Source organism: Streptomyces stoeckheimensis (assembly GCF_045822005.1).
Taxonomy (GTDB): domain Bacteria; phylum Actinomycetota; class Actinomycetes; order Streptomycetales; family Streptomycetaceae; genus Streptomyces; species Streptomyces stoeckheimensis.
In genome coordinates, this window is record NZ_CP169550.1 from 8020648 (window position 1) to 8036288 (window position 15641).

Genomic DNA, 15641 nt, shown 5'->3' on the forward strand with positions numbered 1-15641 from the left:
ATCCCCGGGCCGCCGGACGCACAGGAGGGCCGGAACCGCACCGCGGTCCCGGCCCTCCCGACGTGCTACTTCGTTCCGCGCCGCACACGCGCCGCCGCACGGGCCTCGGCGGCCTGCCGGGCCTCGATGGTCTTGCGGGACTCCTTGCCCTTGCCGGGCCGCCCGGGACGGGTGCCGATCCCGCGGAAGCCGAGGTCCGAGCCAGAAGGCCGGCCCTTGGCGTCGGTGGCCGCGGCGCCGGCCAGCGGCACGCCGGACGGGGCCTTCGCGCCGGTGATCCGGCTCAGCGCGGCCTCGCCGGAGCGGACCTGGGTGATGGTCGGCCGGATCTTGGCGTCGGCCATCAGCCGGACGATGTCGCGCCGCTGGTTGGGGGTGACCAGGGTGACGACCTTGCCGGACTCGCCCGCCCGCGCGGTGCGGCCGCCCCGGTGCAGGTAGTCCTTGCTGTCGGCCGGCGGGTCCACGTTGACCACGAGGTCGAGGTCCTCGATGTGGATGCCGCGGGCGGCGACGTTGGTCGCGACCAGGACGTTCAGCAGGCCGTCCTTGAACTGGCCCAGGGTCCGGGTGCGCTGCGGCTGCGACTTTCCGCTGTGCAGCCCCTCCGCGCGTACGCCCATGGCCCGCAGGTGCTTCACGAACTGGTCGACCCCGTGCTTGGTGTCCAGGAACATCAGCACCCGGCCCTCGCGCGCCGCGATCTCGGTCGCGGCCGAGACCTTGTCGGCGGCGTGGATGTGCAGCACGTGGTGGTCCATCGTGGACACCGATGCGGACTGCGGGTCCACGGAGTGCCCGACGGGGTCCTTCAGGTACCGCTGGACGAGCTGGTCCACGTTGCGGTCCAGCGTGGCCGAGAACAGCATCCGCTGGCCGGCGTGGTGGCACTGGTCGAGGATCTCGGTGACCTGCGGCATGAAGCCCATGTCGCACATCTGGTCGGCCTCGTCGAGGACGACGATCTTCACGCGCTCCAGGTGCACGTCGCGCCGGCCGATGAGGTCGCTGAGCCGCCCCGGGGTGGCCACCACGATCTCGGCGCCGGTGCGCAGCGCGCCGGTCTGCTTGCCGATCGACAGGCCGCCGACGACCGTGGCCATGCGCAGCTTCAGGGCCTGCGCGTACGGGGCCAGGGCCTCGGTCACCTGCTGCGCCAGCTCGCGGGTCGGTACGAGGACCAGCGCGAGCGGCCGCTTGGGATCGGCCTGCTGCCCCGCCGTACGGGCCAGCAGGGCCAGGCCGAAGGCGAGCGTCTTGCCCGAGCCGGTCCGCCCGCGGCCGAGGATGTCGCGGCCCGCCAGGGAGTTGGGGAGGGTCGCCGCCTGGATGGGGAACGGCTGGGCCACCCCCTGGTCGGCCATCGTCTTCACCAGCTCAGGGGGCAGACCGAGCTCCGAGAAGGACTCCACCGGCGGCAGGGCCGGCGTGGTCGTCCGGGGCATCGAGTACTCGCCCTGGGGGCCGAGGGTCCGCGGGGTCTTTCCGCCGCCCTTCGCACCGCCCTTCGGGCTCGTCTTGGCTCCGGCCTTGATGCCGAAGCGCCCATGAGCTGACGGGTTCTTCATGCAGAACCTTCCGTGAGACGCGCAAGATGTTCGGGAGTGCGACGCGAACGTCGCCAAAAGGCAAATTTTACCATCGGGGTTACGGGGCCACCGGCCCGAGTTCCCCGGCCCGCACCCGGTCCAGATGGGCGGTGACCTCGGCCGTCGCCCGCCCGAACCAGTCGGCGATGACGGCGACCTCGTCGGGGGTGTACTCGGCGAACACCGCGCCGAGCCGGGCGTAGAAGGGCTCGTAGACGGCGAAGATCCGCGCGGCGGCGGCCGGGTCCGCGACCACCCGTACCCGGCGCCGGTCGGCGGGATCGGGCTGCCGGCTCGCGTACCCGGCGCGCTCCAGGCGGTTGAGCACCCCGGTCACCGCGCCGGTGGTGAGGTTGGTCAGCTCGGCGAGGTCGCCGGCGCCGAGAGGGTCGTCACCGGCGCCCAGGATGTGGCCGAGGCAGGTCAGGTCGGTGACGTTCAGCCCGAGGAGCTGCGCCACTTCCTGCTGGCCGACGATGCCGAGAGCGACGTACCGGTCCATGCGCGACAGCGCCTCCTGGACCGTGGCCGCGGGGCGGGGCTTGCCCTGCACGCGGTTACTCCTTAGCATCTAAGTTACTTAGCTCGTGAGATAAATGGCTTTCTCGGTGAGAGAACGCCATTCGAGCCTACTGAACCGACGAAGCAGGGGAGAACGATGAGCGCTCACGGCCACGTGGACCTCGGCCACACGGTGGCGGGCTGGACCGGCACCGCAATCGCCCTGGTGGGAAGCGCGGTGGCGGGCGCCGCTCTCTGCGTCTCCTGGACCCCCGGCATCTGGATCGGCCTGGGGGTCGTCGTGGTGGCGGGCATCGTCACCTGGCTCCTGCACCTCGCCGGCTGGGGCAAGCCGAGCGGTCCCCGGCCGGAGAGCCAGTGGGACTGGCGGGTTCGCGACACCGTCGCGCACTCCGGCCACGCCGACTGCCTGGGCTGCCGGCTCAGCGGGCCGCGGCGAGGTGCCGCAGCAGCCCCTGGCTCTCGATCCGCCGTGTCGTTGCCCGCTGCGGATAGCACCGCATGAACATCCGGGTGAAGTGCTCCCCGTAGTGGATCGCCGCGGCCCCCTCGCCGCCGTCCCCGCCCCGCTGGGCCCCCGTCGGGTCGAGGGGGCGGATCCGGGCCCCGAAGCGCGGCTCGTGGAAGTAGGCGAGGGCGTACCGCTCCCGGTCCGCCAGCCGCACCCGGTGCGGGGTGGACAGCAGGGCGCCGCCGGTCATGAACTGGAGGATGTCCCCGGGGAACACCGTCAGCACCCGCGCCACGGGCCGTACGGGGGTCCAGTCGGGCCGGTCCTCGGCGAAGCCCGCGGTGCTCTCGCCCGGCAGCCAGTTGCGCGGGCGCTCCTCACCCGGCACCGGAGGCCGTACGAAGAGGCCGCCCACCTCGTCCTGGGCGGCGATCACGAGCAGTCCGTAATCGGTATGGGCGCCGATGCCGCGCTCGGCGGTCCGTTCCGCGGCGGGGAAGCGCAGCACCCGCATGTGGTGCCAGCCGCCGCGGGTCAGGCCCGCGAGCCGGTCGATGCCGGCCGGGCCGAGGCCGAGCCCGAGGGCCACGAGCCGCAACAGTCGCTCGCCGAGCCCGCCGACGCCGGTCAGGTAGGCCTCCATGGCCGCGCGGTAGCCGGGGGAGGGCCAGGGGACCGGTCCGTGGCAGGGCAGGCCCGCGGCCGCCGCCACCGGGATGTCGGGGGTGATGGTGAAGATCTCCGAGGCGTCCGGCCGGCCGTCCGTCACCTCCTCGCCCGAGGCGATGTACCCGCTGTACGAGGTGTCGTTGACGTACGCCGCCTTCTCCGCCGCGGGCCGGGCGAAGAACCGCCGGCTCGCCGCCAGCGCGGCCCGCGTGCGGGCCTCCTGCCGTCCGTCGGCGGCCACTTGGAAGATCCCGTCGCGCTGCCAGGCACGGACCATCGCCCCGCCGAGCATGATGTCCGCCGTCGTTCCCGTGATCCGAGCCGGCACCCGGAACGTCGCGAGCTCGCCCATGTCCGTCCCCTCTCGAAGACTCCTTCGGAGCGCCCCGCCGAGAGCCCTTCCCAGGGCCCGTGCGAAGGCCTGTTCCCCCGATTCACGGACGGGACGGAGAAAGGTTCGAATATCCGGGAGCACCCCGGTTGGCCGCGCTTGGCGTGTGCTCGGGCCGATCAATGGGCAGGATCGGGTCCGGCCGCGTGTGCGGCCGGTGGAACGTTGTGAAGGATCAGTACAGATGGCAACAGGCACCGTGAAGTGGTTCAACTCTGAGAAGGGGTTCGGCTTCATTCAGCAGGACGACGGCGGCCCTGACGTGTTCGTCCACTTCTCCGCCATCCAGACGACCGGCTTCAAGGAGCTGGCCGAGGGCGCGAAGGTCGAGTACAGCGTGACCCAGGGTCCCAAGGGTCCTCAGGCGGAGCAGGTGGTCACCATCGGCTAGCGCCGCTTCACGAGTCCGGCCCGTGACGTGAGCCCCGCCCGTTGACCCGGCGGGGCTCACGCACGCCCGGCCCGGCCGGTAGCGTGGGCCGGATGATGACCGGCACGCCGGACACCCGGCTGATCGTGCTGCGCGGCAACTCCGCCGCGGGCAAGTCCTCCGTGGCGGAGGGCATCCGCGACCGCCACGGCCGGGGCCTCGCGCTCGTGGGCCAGGACAACCTGCGCCGCGTCGTCCTGCGGGAGCGGGACACCCCCGGCGCGGCGAACATCGGGCTCATCGGCAGCGTGGCGCGCTACGCGCTGGACCACGGCTTCCACGTGATCGTCGAGGGGATCCTCTACGCGGACCGCTACGGCCCCATGCTCGACGCCCTGCGCCGCGCCCACCGCGGGCCGACCCACTTCTACTACCTCGACGTGCCGTTCGAGGAGACCCTGCGGCGGCACGCGGGCAAGCCGCAGGCCGCCGAGATCGGCGAGGCGGAGATGCGGGAGTGGTACCGCCCGCTCGACCTGCTGCCCGGCGACTGGGAGAGCGTCATCGGGGCGGAGCACTCGCTCGAGGACACCGTCACCCGGGTCATGGCCGAGACCGGGCTGGCGGTGGAGGCGGCGTAGCCCGTACCCGTCGGCCGGGGGCGGCCTGTCGCGAGGGGTCATCCCGCCCGGTGCAGGGCGATGAGGAGCGGCCAGATCCGGTCCGCCAGCTCGGCCGGGTCGGCCAGGCCGGCGGGCAGGTCGCCGTGCAGCCAGTCCGCGAGCACGGCGGTGAACGTGGCGGCCACGGCCGAAGCCACCAGCTCGGGGCGCGGAGCCCCCACCGCGGCGCGTTCGGCCCGGCTGCGCTCGCGCAGCTCCCGGTACAGGCGTTCGCCCAGCGGCCCGCCGCCACCCGGCAGGAGCAGGGTGCGGTAGAGCGCCGCCCGGTCGGCCGCGCCGCCGAGGAAGGCGGCCAGTGCGGCCGGGGGGCGGGCCGGGGGAAGTGCCGAGGGGTCCGTCTGCCAGGCGTGCAGGGCGTCGACCGCCGCGTGGACGACGTCGGCGCACGCGTCCACCGCGAGCGCGGTGAGGTCCTCGTAGTGCAGGTAGAACGTGGCCCGGCCGACGCCCGCCCGGCGCACCACCGCCGAGACGCTGACCTCGCCGAGCGGCCGGTCCGCGCACGCGGCGAGGAGGCTCTCGCGCAGCCGCTCCTTGGTGCGGGCGGTGCGGGGGTCGGTCCGGGCGGTCATCCGGCGAGCAGCGCCGCGCCCAGCGCGAGGGCGCCGGGCAGGGCCTGGGCCAGGAGGATGCGCCGATTGGCGGTCGCGGCCCCGTACACCCCGGCGACGATCACGCAGACGAGGAAGAAGATCTGGGTGGCGAGCGAGTCGATGACGAGGGACCAGACCAGGCCGGCGGCGAGGAACCCGTTGTAGAGGCCCTGGTTCGCGGCGAGCGGGGCGGTCAGACGGGCCGTGTCGGCGTCGAATCCGTGCAGGGCGCGGCCGGGCGGTCGCTGCCACAGGAACATCTCCAGGACCAGGAAGTACGCGTGCAGTGCGGCGACGAGGCCGATGAGGATCGTTGCGACCGTGTGCACGGCCACCTCCCTGGGGGCGGAGTGAGCCGAGGGCGGTTCCGCCGACTTCCTGGACAACTGTACAGGAAGTCGGCTCGCGGCCGACGGTCCGCGGCGCGGCTACGCTGACCGCATGACTGCGCTCGTATATGAAGACTTCGCCCCCGGACGCCACCGCGAGGCCACGCTGATCCGGCACGCGCTCGGCAGCGTGCACGAAGAGGCCCTGGTCGCGGGCCTGGCGGGCGGTATCGGCTTCATGTACTTCGTGTTCGAGTACGCCGGCCGGCCGCCGATGCCGACGATCGTCGCCCAGGCCCACCCCGACCCCTGGGTCCAGGTCGCCCTCGGCCGCCTGCGCATCCCGTACGAGGCCACGCGCAGCGCCAAGCCCCGCTGGCACCGGGTCGAGGCCGCGCTCGACGCGGGGGCCCCGGTGTTCTGCACCGTCGACCGGTCCGCCCTCCCCTGGCACGGCCCCGCCCCGATGGCCGAACTGGCCGCCGCCGACCCGTACGTGGTGGCCGTGGTCGGCTACGACGGGGACACCTTCCAGGTCGACGACCCGGCGGCCGGTCTGGAGGGGGCGGGCGGCCCGTACGTCATCGGCCGCGAGGAGTTCGGTGCGGCCTGGTCCGGGCACAAGAAGGGCCGCCACCAGATGGTGGTCACCACCGGGAAGCCCGCCGGCGAACCCGACCTGGAGGCGGCGATCGCCGCCACCGTCTCCCGCCTCACCGGGCCGGTGCTCGGCAACCACTTCGACGTCAACTTCGGCTTCTCCGGCATGGAGAAGTTCGCCGCGCAGCTGCGCGACACCAGCACCAAGACGGGCTGGGAGCGCCGCTTCGCCGCCCCCGAGGCCTTCGTCCTGGGGACGCAGCGGCTGTACGCCTGCCTGGAGGAGGAGTGGACCGCCCCGGGCGCCACCCGGCCGCTGTACGCGGACTTCCTCGACCTCGCCGGGCACGGTGAGGCGGCCGCGCTCTTCCGCGACTCCGGCCGGCAGTGGACGCGGCTCGCGGAGCTGGCCCGCGCGGCGGATCCCGGGGCGGACGCCGCGGGGCGGCGGGACCTCTTCGACGCCTGCGCCGAGCTCGTGGACGGAGCCCTTTTGCTGGAGCGGCAGGCCGTCGCGCTGCTGCCGGAGGCCGCGCCCGGGGAGTGATGCGCTCGGTGGTTCGGGGCCGCGTCTCCTGGCGGGGGTGAGGGTCATCCTTGGCTCGGAGGCGCGGAGCGCCGGAGTGCTGTTCGTCCTTGAAGTTTTCAGCTCGGCTTCGAAGTCGGCGCAGACCCGCATGATCTCTTCGGTGCGGGTCCGCATGGCGTCGGTGGACGCTTTCCTTCTGTATTCCGTGACGAAAACCGAGTGAACGTGCAGGTTGCGGACAACATGGCGGCCAATTCTGACATCGGGGCTGGGTTCCGGTGTGGTGGCATAAACCACTGCTAGTCCTCGGCTGTGAGTCAAGACACCTTGGTCAAGCGGCAGTTCGGGCACCATGCCCGGCTCGCGCTGTCGCGCGCCTAGGTGTTGAAGGCTGATGGTCAGGCGCATGCGGCCCGCACTGTGTGGAACCTGCTGCATGCGTGGTGGCGGATGATGCCGAAGGAGAAGCGGACCCTGGCGAACGCGGATGCAGCGATCCGGCAGGCCCGGGGCGACATCGACTTTCTTGCTGTTCTTCCTGCGCAGGCCGCGCAAGCGGTGTTGAAGACCTATTTCCAGGCGTGGAAGAACTGCTGGGACGGTCGCGCCGGCGCCCCGAATTTCAAGGGCCGGCTGCGCACGGTGATGTCCGTGGACGTCCCGCAGGGCCGGGACCTGAACATTATCCGCGTGCATCGCAGGTGAGGCATGGCCAACCTGCCGAAGATCGGCCGGGTCCGTTTCCGGTGGACCAAGGATCTGCCCGTGGGCAAGCGTGCCAACGCGGAGAACCGGATCACCGGGGCGCGGCTGGTCACGGACGCTCTCGGCTGGCACATCGCCTTCCGCGTCCAGAGTCTGGAGGTCGAGCCCGAGCCGCACCGGGGGCCGGAGGTCGGCATCGACGTGGGCGTCACCGTCCCCATCGCACTCTCCGACGGCGAGACCTGCGAGCACGATGAGTGGCTGACGGAGAGGGAGCAGGCGAAGCTCCTTCGCCTGGAGCAGCGCGCCGCCCAGCGCAAGCAGCACCGCAAGCCCGGCGAGCCAACCAGCCGTCGGCTGCACCACACCTACGACCAGATCGCAGGACTCCGCGCGAAAGCCAAGCGCCGGGCCCTGGACTGGCAGCACCAGACGACCACCACCATCGCCCGCACCTACGGCACCGTTGTGGTCGGAGCACTCACCATCACAGACATGATCAAGTCGGCCAGGGGAACCATCGAGGAGCCGGGAAGGAACGTCGCTCAGAAGTCTGGGCCGGCCCCAGCCGGGAGAGCACTTCAAAGCTCGCAGGCCATCAACCAGGACCAGCGGGGGCTGGACTTGGTTCGAGGCCCTGTTCCAGCGCCTGGGCGCGGCCGCCCGGTACTGAGCCGGCGGGGCCCGCAGCCGTTCCGTTCGGTCCTCCTCGACGGTGGCTGCCGCCGTTCCGCTCAGGCCTCCTCGACCCTGACCGCCGACACCGGGCAGGCGCGCGCCGCCTCCCGCAGCAGCGGGCTGCCATCGCCGTCCTCGCGACCCGGCAGCACCGCGCCGAAGCCGTCCTCGTCCTGGGTGAACACGCCCGGCGCGGTCAGGGCGCACTGGCCGGCGCCGATGCAGACGTCCGTGTCGACGGAGACGCGGCTCACAGGACCGGCCGGAGTCAAGGGGCTCACCACGCCACGGGGAGTTCGAGCATGCCCTGGACGGTGTCCCCGGGCTTGAACGGGATCCTGTCCGGCTCGGCCGCCAGCCGCAGGCCCGGGAGCCGTTCGAAGAGGGTGCCGAGCGCGATCTCCATCTCGGCGCGGGCCAGGTTCTGGCCCAGGCACTGGTGGATGCCGAAGCCGAAGGCCAGGTGGTGCCGGGTGGGCCGGTGCCAGTCCAGGGTGTCGGGCTCCGCGAAGACGGTCTCGTCGCGGTTGATCACGGAGGTGGAGAAGATCACCCCGTCGTCGGCGCGGACGGTCACCCCGCCGATCTCGATGTCCTCGGCCGCGACCCGGAGCATGCCGTCCGCGATCGACAGGAAGCGCATCAGCTCCTCCACCGCCGCCGGCAGCAAGGACGGATCGTCGCGCAGCTCGGCCAGCTGCTCGGGGTGGCTGAGCAGGGTGAACGTGCCCAGCGAGATCATGTTGGCCGTGGTCTCGTGCCCCGCGATCAGCAGGATCGCGGCCAGCGAGACCAGCTCCTCCACATCGGTCTCGCCGGTCTCCAGCCGCCGCACGATCAGCTCGTCCAGCAGCCCCTCGCCCGGGTGCTCGCGCTTGTGGCCGATGAGTTCGCGCAGATAGCCGTTGAGCTGCTCCCGGGCGTCCTCGACGTCGGCGAGTTCCGGGCCGCGCAGCAGCCGCCGGGACTGGCTCTCGAAGAACTCGTGGTCCGCGTACGGGACTCCGAGCAGGGCGCAGATCACCATCGACGGCACCGGCAGGGCGAAGGCGCCGACCAGTTCCGCCGGGGGTCCGGCGGCGATCATGGCGTCGATCAGCCGGTCCACGGTCTCCTGGATCCGGGGGCGCAGGGCCGCGGTGCGTCCCAGGGAGAAGCTCGGGATCAGCATCCGGCGCTGCGTGTTGTGGACGGGGTCGTCGACGCCGAGCAGGGCGGCGCGCCGGTTGCTCAGACCCTTGAACCGCTTGGTGGGGGCGGGGAAGGAGAGGTTCTGCCGGTCGGCGGAGAGCCGGCCGTCGGAGAGCAGGGCACGCGCCTCGGCGTGGCCGGAGACCACCCACACGGAGCGGCCGTCGAAGAGGGTGACCCGGGAGAGCGGCCGGCCCGTCCGCAACGGCTCGTAGGCCGCCGGCGGGTGGTAGGGACAGGTCCGGTCCTGGGGGAAGGCAATGGTCTTCTCGGACATGCAGCACCTCGCACGCGATGGTTCCGTTTCGCCGGGATCCATTACATGCCTCAGGCACCTATCTGATCCACGTGACTTTCGGCCAGATCGTGCGCTTCGCCCGTATGGCGCAAGAGGCGGTGCGGCGGCGGCGCGGCGGGGGTGCGCCGATCAGAGGTGGGCGTCGAGGAATTCCCGGAGCTCCCCGGCCGTCATCGGCCCCGCCTGGGCGGCCACCGGCTCGCCGCCCGCGATGAGGACGGCCGTCGGGGCCCCCGTCACCTCGTACCGCTTGGTCTGCGCGGGGCAGCGGGTGATGTCCACGCGCACCGCCGTCAGCCGGGTTCCGTACTCCTGCGCCAGTGCGGCGACGACCGTGTCCATCGCGCGGCAGGGCTCCAGGGCCTTCGGCCAGCTTCCGCAGAAGTAGGCGAGCACCGGCCCGTCCGTCATACCGAGGATGAAGTCGAACTCCTGGTCCTCCAGTGGCTGGTGTACCCGACGTGCCATGGATGGTGCTCCGCTTCGTGTGCCGTGCGATCCGAACGGGTCCCATCATCCCTGCCGGGGGCCGTTGTCAGTGCCGTCTGTGAAGCTGACCGGTATGGACGACAGGATGCTCCGGCGCCGGGTCTACGGCGCCGACCACGACGACCCCGACCCGGGTCCGCTCCCGGGGCACGCCTACGGAGAGCTCGTGGGCGGGCCGCTCGACGGGCTGCTGCTCGACATCACGGGCTGGAGCGCCCCGCAGCTCGCCGAGGAGGCCAGGCTCCCCACGGAGATAGGGCGCTACGGTCCCGGCGGCCGGGCCCACTACCGCCGTCGCGCCGCCGATCCCGGTCACTGGGACTGGACGGGCGACAGCCGCTGACGCCGGGGCGGCGGGGCCGTGGCCTCAGCCCGCCGCGTTGCGGCCGACCTTGCGGGCCCACAGCACCAGTGGAACCTGGAGCGGCAGCCTGCCCAGGGCCACGGCCCGCAGGGCGGGGGAGCGGTGGCGGGCATCGGCGGCCATCTTGACGTTCGCGGGGAACACGCCGACGAAGAAGGCCGCCGTCGCCAGCGCCGCGACCCGGCGGGTGCGCGGGTGGGCCACCCCGGCCGCGAGCGCGAGTTCCGCAGCGCCGCTCGCGTACGTCCACTGGCGCGGGCTGCCCGGCAGCGAGCGCGGCACGATCGCGTCGAACTGCTTGGGGGCGACGGCGTGCGCCACCGCCGCGCCCGCCAGCAGACCGGCGAGCAGGAGCGGTGAGGAAGGTGTGCGCGGCATCGGGGATCCTCTCGGAGGGGCCTGGGCCCGGCGATCCTACTCGCCGGTAGCCAGGGGTGGGGTGGTGACCGGAATCCCCGCCGCCGCGCGCGTCCCGAAAATCTCCGAAGATTTTTCCGGGAAGCTGTCGATCCCGGCGTCTCCCGTTCGACGCAGGGGTGAGAGGCGGGGAAGGGCCCCGTCCTCCACCACCGAGGAGTCACCATGCCGCGCTTCCTTTCGATGATCCGCATCGACGAGCAGAACCTCACCCCGGACACCCCCTTCCCGGCCGACTTCAACGACCGCATGGGCGCCCTGATGGAGGAGATCACCAAGGCCGGGGTCATGCTCGACACCGCCGGCCTGCTCCCCACCTCCGAAGGGACCCGGGTCACCTGGTCCGGCGGAAAGCTCAGCTACACCGACGGGCCCTTCACCGAGACCAAGGAGGTCGTCGGCGGGTACGCCCTCATGCAGTGCAAGGACAAGGACGAGGCGCTGGAGTGGACCAAGCGCTTCCTGGAGATCCACCCCGAGAACTGGACGGTCGGGGCCGAGCTCCGTCAGCTCGACGGAAGCTGACGCCCGGCGGCGCCGCTCCGCACCGCTCGGCGCCGCACCCTCCCGCGCCGTTTGCCCTGCCTCGTCACGGCTGCTCTGATGGGTAGCCGTGACGGCAGTGAGTACGACCCGAGCGGTCGAAACGGTGTTCAGGATCGAGTCCGCGCGGATCATCGCGGGCGTCGCCCGGATCGTCCGCGACGTCGGCATCGCCGAGGAGATCACCCAGGACGCGCTGGTCGCGGCCCTGGAGCAGTGGCCGGCCTCCGGGGTGCCCGACAAGCCCGGGGCCTGGCTGATGGCCACCGCCAAACACCGGGCCATCGACCTCGTCCGCCGCAAGGAGACCTACGCGCGCAAACTCGCCGAGGTGGGCCGCACCCTGGAGGACGCGCCCCCGCCGGAGGACGATGCCGCGCTCGCGGACCCCGAGTCCATCGACGACGACCTGCTCCGGCTGATCTTCACCGCCTGCCACCCCGTCCTCGCCACCGAGGCCCGGATCGCGCTGACCCTGCGGCTGATGGGCGGCCTGACGACCCAGGAGATCGCCCGCGCCTTCCTCTGTCCCGAACCGACCGTCGCCCAGCGGATCGTCCGGGCGAAGCGGGCGCTCGCGAAGGCCGCGGTGCCCTTCGAGGTCCCGTACGGAGCCGACCGCGAAGAGCGCCTCGCCTCCGTGCTGGAGGTCATCTACCTCGTCTTCAACGAGGGCTACTCCGCCACGGCCGGCGACGACCTCGTCCGCCCCGCCCTGTGCGAGGACGCCCTGCGCCTCGCCCGGGTCCTGGCCGGCCTGATGCCCAAGGAGCCCGAGGTGCACGGCCTGGCGGCGCTGCTGGAGTTCCAGGCCTCGCGCATCGCCACCCGCACCGGCCCGGACGGGGAGCCGGTGCTGCTCGCCGACCAGAACCGGTCCAAGTGGAACCGCCTGCTGATCCGGCGCGGCGTCGAAGCCCTGCACCGGGCGGGCACCGGCCCCTACTCCCTCCAGGCCGCCATCGCCGGCTGTCACGCGGACGCCGTCCGCTACGAGGACACCGACTGGCCCACGATCGCCGCCCTGTACGGACGGCTCGTCCTGCTGGTCCCGTCACCCGTGATCGAGCTCAACCGGGCCGTCGCCGTCTCGATGGCCGAGGGCCCGGAGGCGGCGCTCCCCCTGGTCGACGCCCTGACGGAGGAACCGGCCCTGCGCTCCTACCATCTGCTGCCGAGCGTACGGGGAGACCTGCTGGAGCGGCTCGGGCGCCTGGCGGAGGCCCGCGCGGAGTTCGAACGCGCCGCCTCCCTCACGCGCAACGCCCGGGAGCAGGCCCTGCTGCGCGCACGCGCGGCCCGACTCTGAGGCGCACCGCCGGGCGGCGCGCCGGGATCAGCCGCGCCGGGCGAACGCCGCCACGTCGAGCGGGGTCAGCGCGGGCCGGCGCGGCGGGGTCAGCGCGATGGGGCGGCGGAACGATCCGTGGCGGGCGATCTCCCGGACCGTCTCGCGCAGGGCCTCCAGGAAGCCGTCCATGGTGCGGCGGGCGGCGGGGGTGTCCGAGTAGATCGAGTTCATGTGCAGCCCCTCCGCGTCCCGCTGGAACCAGGAGCAGGCGCCGTTGGCCTGGGCCGACCACACGTGGGAGGTGGGCCGCCAGTCCTCGTGGCGCTCGGCGCCCGGGCACTTGCGCATGTCGATGTACGAGAAGAAGTTCACCGGGTACGGCCAGGAGCGGGCGGCGAACTCGCGGGGTGCGAGCAGCTCCCAGGCCCGTACGAACGGTACGTCGAGATGGCCGATCATCTCCCCGAAGCCCGCCCGCACCGAAGCCATCACCTGCTCGAAGTCCCGCCCGGGCGAGGCGTCGAACTCGATGGGCATGGTGTTGACGAACCAGCCCACCGAGTTGCCCCACCCGGCCCGGCCGCGCTCGCTCACCGGCATGAACCCCCGGTAGACCCCCGGCCCGCCCGCCTCGCGCAGACAGACCGCGACGGCGGCGAGCACGCCCATGAACGGCTTGCCGTCCACCGCCAGGCAGGCCTTCTCGAAGACCTCCGCCTCGGCGGCGTCCAGCAGCGGGGAGGCCTCGTTCACGATCGAGTACATCCGGCCCGGCTCCACACCCAGTTCGAGCGGGAAGCGCGGGAAGAACTCGCCGTCGCCGCTCGCCATGAACTCCTTCCAGTAGCCGAGGCGTTCGTCGTGCTCATCGATGGAGAGGTACCGGCTGCGCTGCTCCTCGGCGAAGTCGAGATAGCTCGGCGCGGGCGCCGGGTCGGGCAACTCGCCGCGGCGCAGGGCCTCGTAGCCCCTCTCGACCTCCTGGACCACGATCGGCATCGACATGCCGTCGCAGACGATGTGGTCGAAGGCCAGGTAGACGGTCGCCGAGTCCTCGCGCAGGACGGCGCCCATCGTGAACAGCGGCCAGGACAGCGTGTCGATGCTCCGCTTGAACCGCTCCACCAGGAAGCGGGTCAACTCCTCCGTGCGGTCGAAGTCGGCGACCGGGACGGTGTCCAGGGCCAGTTCGGCGGCGGGGATCGGAGCGCATGCCAACTCCCCGGCCAGGCGCCGGAACTCGCAGCGCAGCACCTCGTGGCGGCGTACGAACGCCAGCAGCGAGCCGGTCAGGGCGTCCTCGTCCAGCGGGCCCGCGACCTCGAAGGTGACGGCGATCCACGACGCGGTCGGGTCGTCGGCGGCGCGGCTCTCCTCGGCGACGGTGAAGTGCTTGTCCTGGTTGAAGGAGGCCCTCCTGTCCGCCGTGCCGTCCGCACCGTCCGGGCCGGGGGACTGTGCCCCGGCCGTGGACCGCAACCGCCACTCGACGACCCGGCCGGGTGCCATGTGGTGCATCTCCAGAGGAAACTGCCGCATTCCGTCATCCCTTCGACCCCCGAGTCAACCCCGAGCGCCTAACGACACCCGGGCCACGGAAGTGACGCGCACCAGGGGTTTCGCCGGTCGGCGCACCGGGCGGGCGACGCGCGGGCCGGAGCACGCGCCCGGTGTCCGCCCCGGGGAACGGGGTCGCGGCCGTGGCCGCGACCGGGTTCAGCGACGGCGGCGCAGGAGCGCCCGCAGGCTCCTCGGGCGCTTCGCGTCGGGGCTGTCCGGGGGGAGGTACGGGTCGGGTTCGACAGGGCCCGGGCCGGTCTCGTCCGAGGTGTGGTTCGGGTCGACCTCGTCCGCGATGCGGGTCAGGAAGTCGCGGAGCTCGGCCTCGCTGAACGGGCGCCGTCCCGGATAGGGCTCGAACTTCGACGCCAGCTTCTCGTCCGAGGCGACCACCGCTCGCAGGCCCGCAGCCTGGCGGGGCAGCGGCTCGGCGCTGGCCGCGTCCACCCGCATGGCGTGCGCGTAGCGCCGGACCAGCTCGTCGTCGAGCTCCGAACAGTCGCTGTGATACATGGTGTTGTACAGAATGTTGTTGACCAGTCCGGTCACCCATGCCTCGGTCATCGCCGCGACCCCCTCCCTCTCCCTGTTCCGCACTTTGGCAGACTGGGCCGGTGCCCACCAAACCTGTTGCGGTCGTCTGTGAGGTCCCCGACGGACTCGGCGTCATCGAGGCCACCGGGAACGACGGCGCCAGCTTCCTGCTCCTCGGGGGCCGGCCCGTCCTGCTGGAGGGCTGCGACTGCTACGGCAGCGTCGGCTGGCTGGTCTCGCGCGCCACCGGCCGGGACGCGCCCGGCACCGCCGAGGTCAAGGCGCTCACGGAGTGGCTGGCCGCCCCCGAGCTCGACGTGGACCCGCTCACCGGGCACTTCCTGCCGCCGGACCCGGCACGGCTGCGGCCCCTGCTCTCGTTGCTCGCGCCCGGCCGCTACACGATGACCGCGGCCCCGGCCCCGCACCTGATGCGCCTGGTCCACCCGCGCCCAGGGCACATCGAGCACTGGTATCCCGAGGAGGAACTGGCCCTGCTCACCACCGACCGCTGGCCCCCGCCCGACGCGGACGCCGTACGCGGCCACCTGCGGCGGATAAGGGACGGCGCGCGCCCCGCGCTGGTGGCCCTGCGCCCCCACGAGGAGTCCATCGCCGCCTACCTCCTCGACGGTCACCACAAACTGGCGGCCTATCACCAGGCGGGCGTCCAGCCCCTGATCCTCATGCTCACCCCGATCACCCCCGCGCCCTTCCGGCTCGGGGACTACGGCCCCGCCCGCGAGGCCTTCCCCGGCGAGCCGCTGCGCCAGGTGTTCGGGTACATCCGGGAAGAGGCGGATGCGGCGGCCCGGGAACCGCGTACTCCCTGAACGTCCGCGTCG

19 protein-coding genes and 2 pseudogenes are annotated in these 15641 nt (G+C 72.5%); 9 read left to right on the forward strand and 12 right to left on the reverse strand.

Translation table 11 applies throughout. From position 1 onward, the window contains the following. Positions 1–65 precede the first annotated feature (65 nt). Both ACE1OC_RS36425 and ACE1OC_RS36430 read right to left on the reverse strand, forming a co-directional pair. Complete coding sequence (locus ACE1OC_RS36425) at positions 66–1568, reverse strand: DEAD/DEAH box helicase (RefSeq protein ID WP_407840586.1); 1503 nt, start codon at positions 1566–1568, stop codon at positions 66–68. Positions 1569–1647: 79 nt separating this feature from the next. Then, positions 1648–2142, reverse strand: coding sequence for a MarR family transcriptional regulator (locus ACE1OC_RS36430; protein ID WP_274547250.1), 495 nt, complete (start codon positions 2140–2142; stop codon positions 1648–1650). A gap of 105 nt (positions 2143–2247) precedes the next feature. On the opposite strand from ACE1OC_RS36430, the gene ACE1OC_RS36435 reads away from it, so the two are divergent. Next, the gene (locus tag ACE1OC_RS36435) at positions 2248–2616 is read left to right on the forward strand and encodes an HGxxPAAW family protein (RefSeq protein ID WP_407840587.1); all 369 of its coding nucleotides are present in this window, start codon (positions 2248–2250) and stop codon (positions 2614–2616) included. Here the strand turns inward: ACE1OC_RS36435 and ACE1OC_RS36440 are convergent. Continuing rightward, positions 2534–3583, reverse strand: coding sequence for a 2-oxoglutarate and iron-dependent oxygenase domain-containing protein (locus ACE1OC_RS36440; RefSeq protein ID WP_407840588.1), 1050 nt, complete (start codon positions 3581–3583; stop codon positions 2534–2536). The two genes, ACE1OC_RS36435 and ACE1OC_RS36440, sit on opposite strands and share 83 nt — an antisense overlap. Before the next feature lie 223 nt (positions 3584–3806). Here ACE1OC_RS36440 and ACE1OC_RS36445 point away from each other — a divergent pair, with 223 nt between their 5' ends. Continuing rightward, positions 3807–4013: a cold-shock protein gene (locus ACE1OC_RS36445; protein ID WP_250739345.1), complete on the forward strand. Its 207-nt coding sequence runs from the start codon at positions 3807–3809 to the stop codon at positions 4011–4013. Positions 4014–4108: 95 nt separating this feature from the next. Continuing rightward, positions 4109–4633 carry an AAA family ATPase gene (locus tag ACE1OC_RS36450; protein ID WP_407841791.1) on the forward strand — a complete coding sequence of 175 codons (525 nt, stop codon included), beginning with the start codon at positions 4109–4111 and terminating at the stop codon, positions 4631–4633. A gap of 38 nt (positions 4634–4671) precedes the next feature. On the opposite strand, the gene ACE1OC_RS36455 is transcribed toward ACE1OC_RS36450, so the two are convergent. Together ACE1OC_RS36455 and ACE1OC_RS36460 are read right to left on the reverse strand one after the other, a co-directional pair. Beyond that, positions 4672–5247, reverse strand: coding sequence for a TetR/AcrR family transcriptional regulator (locus ACE1OC_RS36455; protein WP_407840589.1), 576 nt, complete (start codon positions 5245–5247; stop codon positions 4672–4674). Beyond that, entirely contained in the window at positions 5244–5597 is a 354-nt protein-coding gene (locus ACE1OC_RS36460) for a DUF1304 domain-containing protein (RefSeq protein ID WP_407840590.1), read from the reverse strand. Before ACE1OC_RS36460 ends, ACE1OC_RS36455 begins: the two co-directional genes overlap by 4 nt. 112 nt (positions 5598–5709) lie before the next feature. Here ACE1OC_RS36460 and ACE1OC_RS36465 point away from each other — a divergent pair, with 112 nt between their 5' ends. Continuing rightward, a complete protein-coding gene (locus ACE1OC_RS36465; protein WP_407840591.1) occupies positions 5710–6744 on the forward strand; it encodes a BtrH N-terminal domain-containing protein in 1035 nt (344 codons plus the stop codon). A gap of 96 nt (positions 6745–6840) precedes the next feature. Here the strand turns inward: ACE1OC_RS36465 and ACE1OC_RS43380 are convergent. Further along, a pseudogene (locus ACE1OC_RS43380) lies at positions 6841–7023 on the reverse strand (transposase); the annotation flags it as partial. Between the two features lie 153 nt (positions 7024–7176). On the opposite strand from ACE1OC_RS43380, the pseudogene ACE1OC_RS36470 reads away from it, so the two are divergent. Further along, positions 7177–7989, forward strand: a pseudogene (locus ACE1OC_RS36470) (RNA-guided endonuclease InsQ/TnpB family protein); the annotation flags it as partial. 176 nt (positions 7990–8165) lie between these two features. Here the strand turns inward: ACE1OC_RS36470 and ACE1OC_RS36475 are convergent. The 3 genes from ACE1OC_RS36475 to ACE1OC_RS36485 form a co-directional block, all read right to left on the reverse strand. Continuing rightward, entirely contained in the window at positions 8166–8363 is a 198-nt protein-coding gene (locus tag ACE1OC_RS36475; RefSeq protein ID WP_407841792.1) for a ferredoxin, read from the reverse strand. 23 nt (positions 8364–8386) lie between these two features. Continuing rightward, positions 8387–9577, reverse strand: coding sequence for a cytochrome P450 (locus tag ACE1OC_RS36480; RefSeq protein WP_407840592.1), 1191 nt, complete (start codon positions 9575–9577; stop codon positions 8387–8389). 150 nt (positions 9578–9727) lie between these two features. Next, positions 9728–10066, reverse strand: a complete 339-nt coding sequence (locus ACE1OC_RS36485) for a thioredoxin family protein (RefSeq protein WP_407840593.1) — start codon at positions 10064–10066, stop codon at positions 9728–9730. A 94-nt stretch (positions 10067–10160) separates the two neighbouring features. On the opposite strand from ACE1OC_RS36485, the gene ACE1OC_RS36490 reads away from it, so the two are divergent. Continuing rightward, a complete protein-coding gene (locus ACE1OC_RS36490; RefSeq protein WP_243340458.1) occupies positions 10161–10430 on the forward strand; it encodes a hypothetical protein in 270 nt (89 codons plus the stop codon). A gap of 24 nt (positions 10431–10454) precedes the next feature. Here the strand turns inward: ACE1OC_RS36490 and ACE1OC_RS36495 are convergent, their stop codons facing one another. Next, positions 10455–10829: a hypothetical protein gene (locus ACE1OC_RS36495; protein ID WP_407840594.1), complete on the reverse strand. Its 375-nt coding sequence runs from the start codon at positions 10827–10829 to the stop codon at positions 10455–10457. Positions 10830–11033: 204 nt separating this feature from the next. On the opposite strand from ACE1OC_RS36495, the gene ACE1OC_RS36500 reads away from it, so the two are divergent. Then, complete coding sequence (locus tag ACE1OC_RS36500) at positions 11034–11393, forward strand: YciI family protein (protein WP_327251158.1); 360 nt, start codon at positions 11034–11036, stop codon at positions 11391–11393. Positions 11394–11490: 97 nt separating this feature from the next. After that, positions 11491–12720, forward strand: coding sequence for an RNA polymerase sigma factor (locus tag ACE1OC_RS36505; protein ID WP_407840595.1), 1230 nt, complete (start codon positions 11491–11493; stop codon positions 12718–12720). Between the two features lie 27 nt (positions 12721–12747). Here the strand turns inward: ACE1OC_RS36505 and ACE1OC_RS36510 are convergent, their stop codons facing one another. Together ACE1OC_RS36510 and ACE1OC_RS36515 are read right to left on the reverse strand one after the other, a co-directional pair. Beyond that, complete coding sequence (locus ACE1OC_RS36510; RefSeq protein WP_407840596.1) at positions 12748–14241, reverse strand: condensation domain-containing protein; 1494 nt, start codon at positions 14239–14241, stop codon at positions 12748–12750. A 177-nt stretch (positions 14242–14418) separates the two neighbouring features. Next, positions 14419–14826, reverse strand: coding sequence for a hypothetical protein (locus ACE1OC_RS36515; RefSeq protein ID WP_407840597.1), 408 nt, complete (start codon positions 14824–14826; stop codon positions 14419–14421). Positions 14827–14876: 50 nt separating this feature from the next. Here ACE1OC_RS36515 and ACE1OC_RS36520 point away from each other — a divergent pair, with 50 nt between their 5' ends. Next, complete coding sequence (locus tag ACE1OC_RS36520) at positions 14877–15629, forward strand: hypothetical protein (RefSeq protein ID WP_407840598.1); 753 nt, start codon at positions 14877–14879, stop codon at positions 15627–15629. Positions 15630–15641: the final 12 nt, after the last annotated feature.

Bases quoted from the DNA above. Each gene is read 5' to 3' on its own strand.
- ACE1OC_RS36425 (WP_407840586.1), bottom strand. From the start codon at position 1,568: ATGAAGAACCCGTCAGCTCATGGGCGCTTCGGCATCAAGGCCGGAGCC.
- ACE1OC_RS36435 (WP_407840587.1), top strand. From the start codon at position 2,248: ATGAGCGCTCACGGCCACGTGGACCTCGGCCACACGGTGGCGGGCTGG.
- ACE1OC_RS36440 (WP_407840588.1), bottom strand. From the start codon at position 3,583: ATGGGCGAGCTCGCGACGTTCCGGGTGCCGGCTCGGATCACGGGAACG.
- ACE1OC_RS36445 (WP_250739345.1), top strand. From the start codon at position 3,807: ATGGCAACAGGCACCGTGAAGTGGTTCAACTCTGAGAAGGGGTTCGGC.
- ACE1OC_RS36450 (WP_407841791.1), top strand. From the start codon at position 4,109: ATGACCGGCACGCCGGACACCCGGCTGATCGTGCTGCGCGGCAACTCC.
- ACE1OC_RS36455 (WP_407840589.1), bottom strand. From the start codon at position 5,247: ATGACCGCCCGGACCGACCCCCGCACCGCCCGCACCAAGGAGCGGCTG.
- ACE1OC_RS36465 (WP_407840591.1), top strand. From the start codon at position 5,710: ATGACTGCGCTCGTATATGAAGACTTCGCCCCCGGACGCCACCGCGAG.
- ACE1OC_RS36480 (WP_407840592.1), bottom strand. From the start codon at position 9,577: ATGTCCGAGAAGACCATTGCCTTCCCCCAGGACCGGACCTGTCCCTAC.
- ACE1OC_RS36485 (WP_407840593.1), bottom strand. From the start codon at position 10,066: ATGGCACGTCGGGTACACCAGCCACTGGAGGACCAGGAGTTCGACTTC.
- ACE1OC_RS36490 (WP_243340458.1), top strand. From the start codon at position 10,161: ATGGACGACAGGATGCTCCGGCGCCGGGTCTACGGCGCCGACCACGAC.
- ACE1OC_RS36495 (WP_407840594.1), bottom strand. From the start codon at position 10,829: ATGCCGCGCACACCTTCCTCACCGCTCCTGCTCGCCGGTCTGCTGGCG.
- ACE1OC_RS36500 (WP_327251158.1), top strand. From the start codon at position 11,034: ATGCCGCGCTTCCTTTCGATGATCCGCATCGACGAGCAGAACCTCACC.
- ACE1OC_RS36510 (WP_407840596.1), bottom strand. From the start codon at position 14,241: ATGCGGCAGTTTCCTCTGGAGATGCACCACATGGCACCCGGCCGGGTC.
- ACE1OC_RS36515 (WP_407840597.1), bottom strand. From the start codon at position 14,826: ATGACCGAGGCATGGGTGACCGGACTGGTCAACAACATTCTGTACAAC.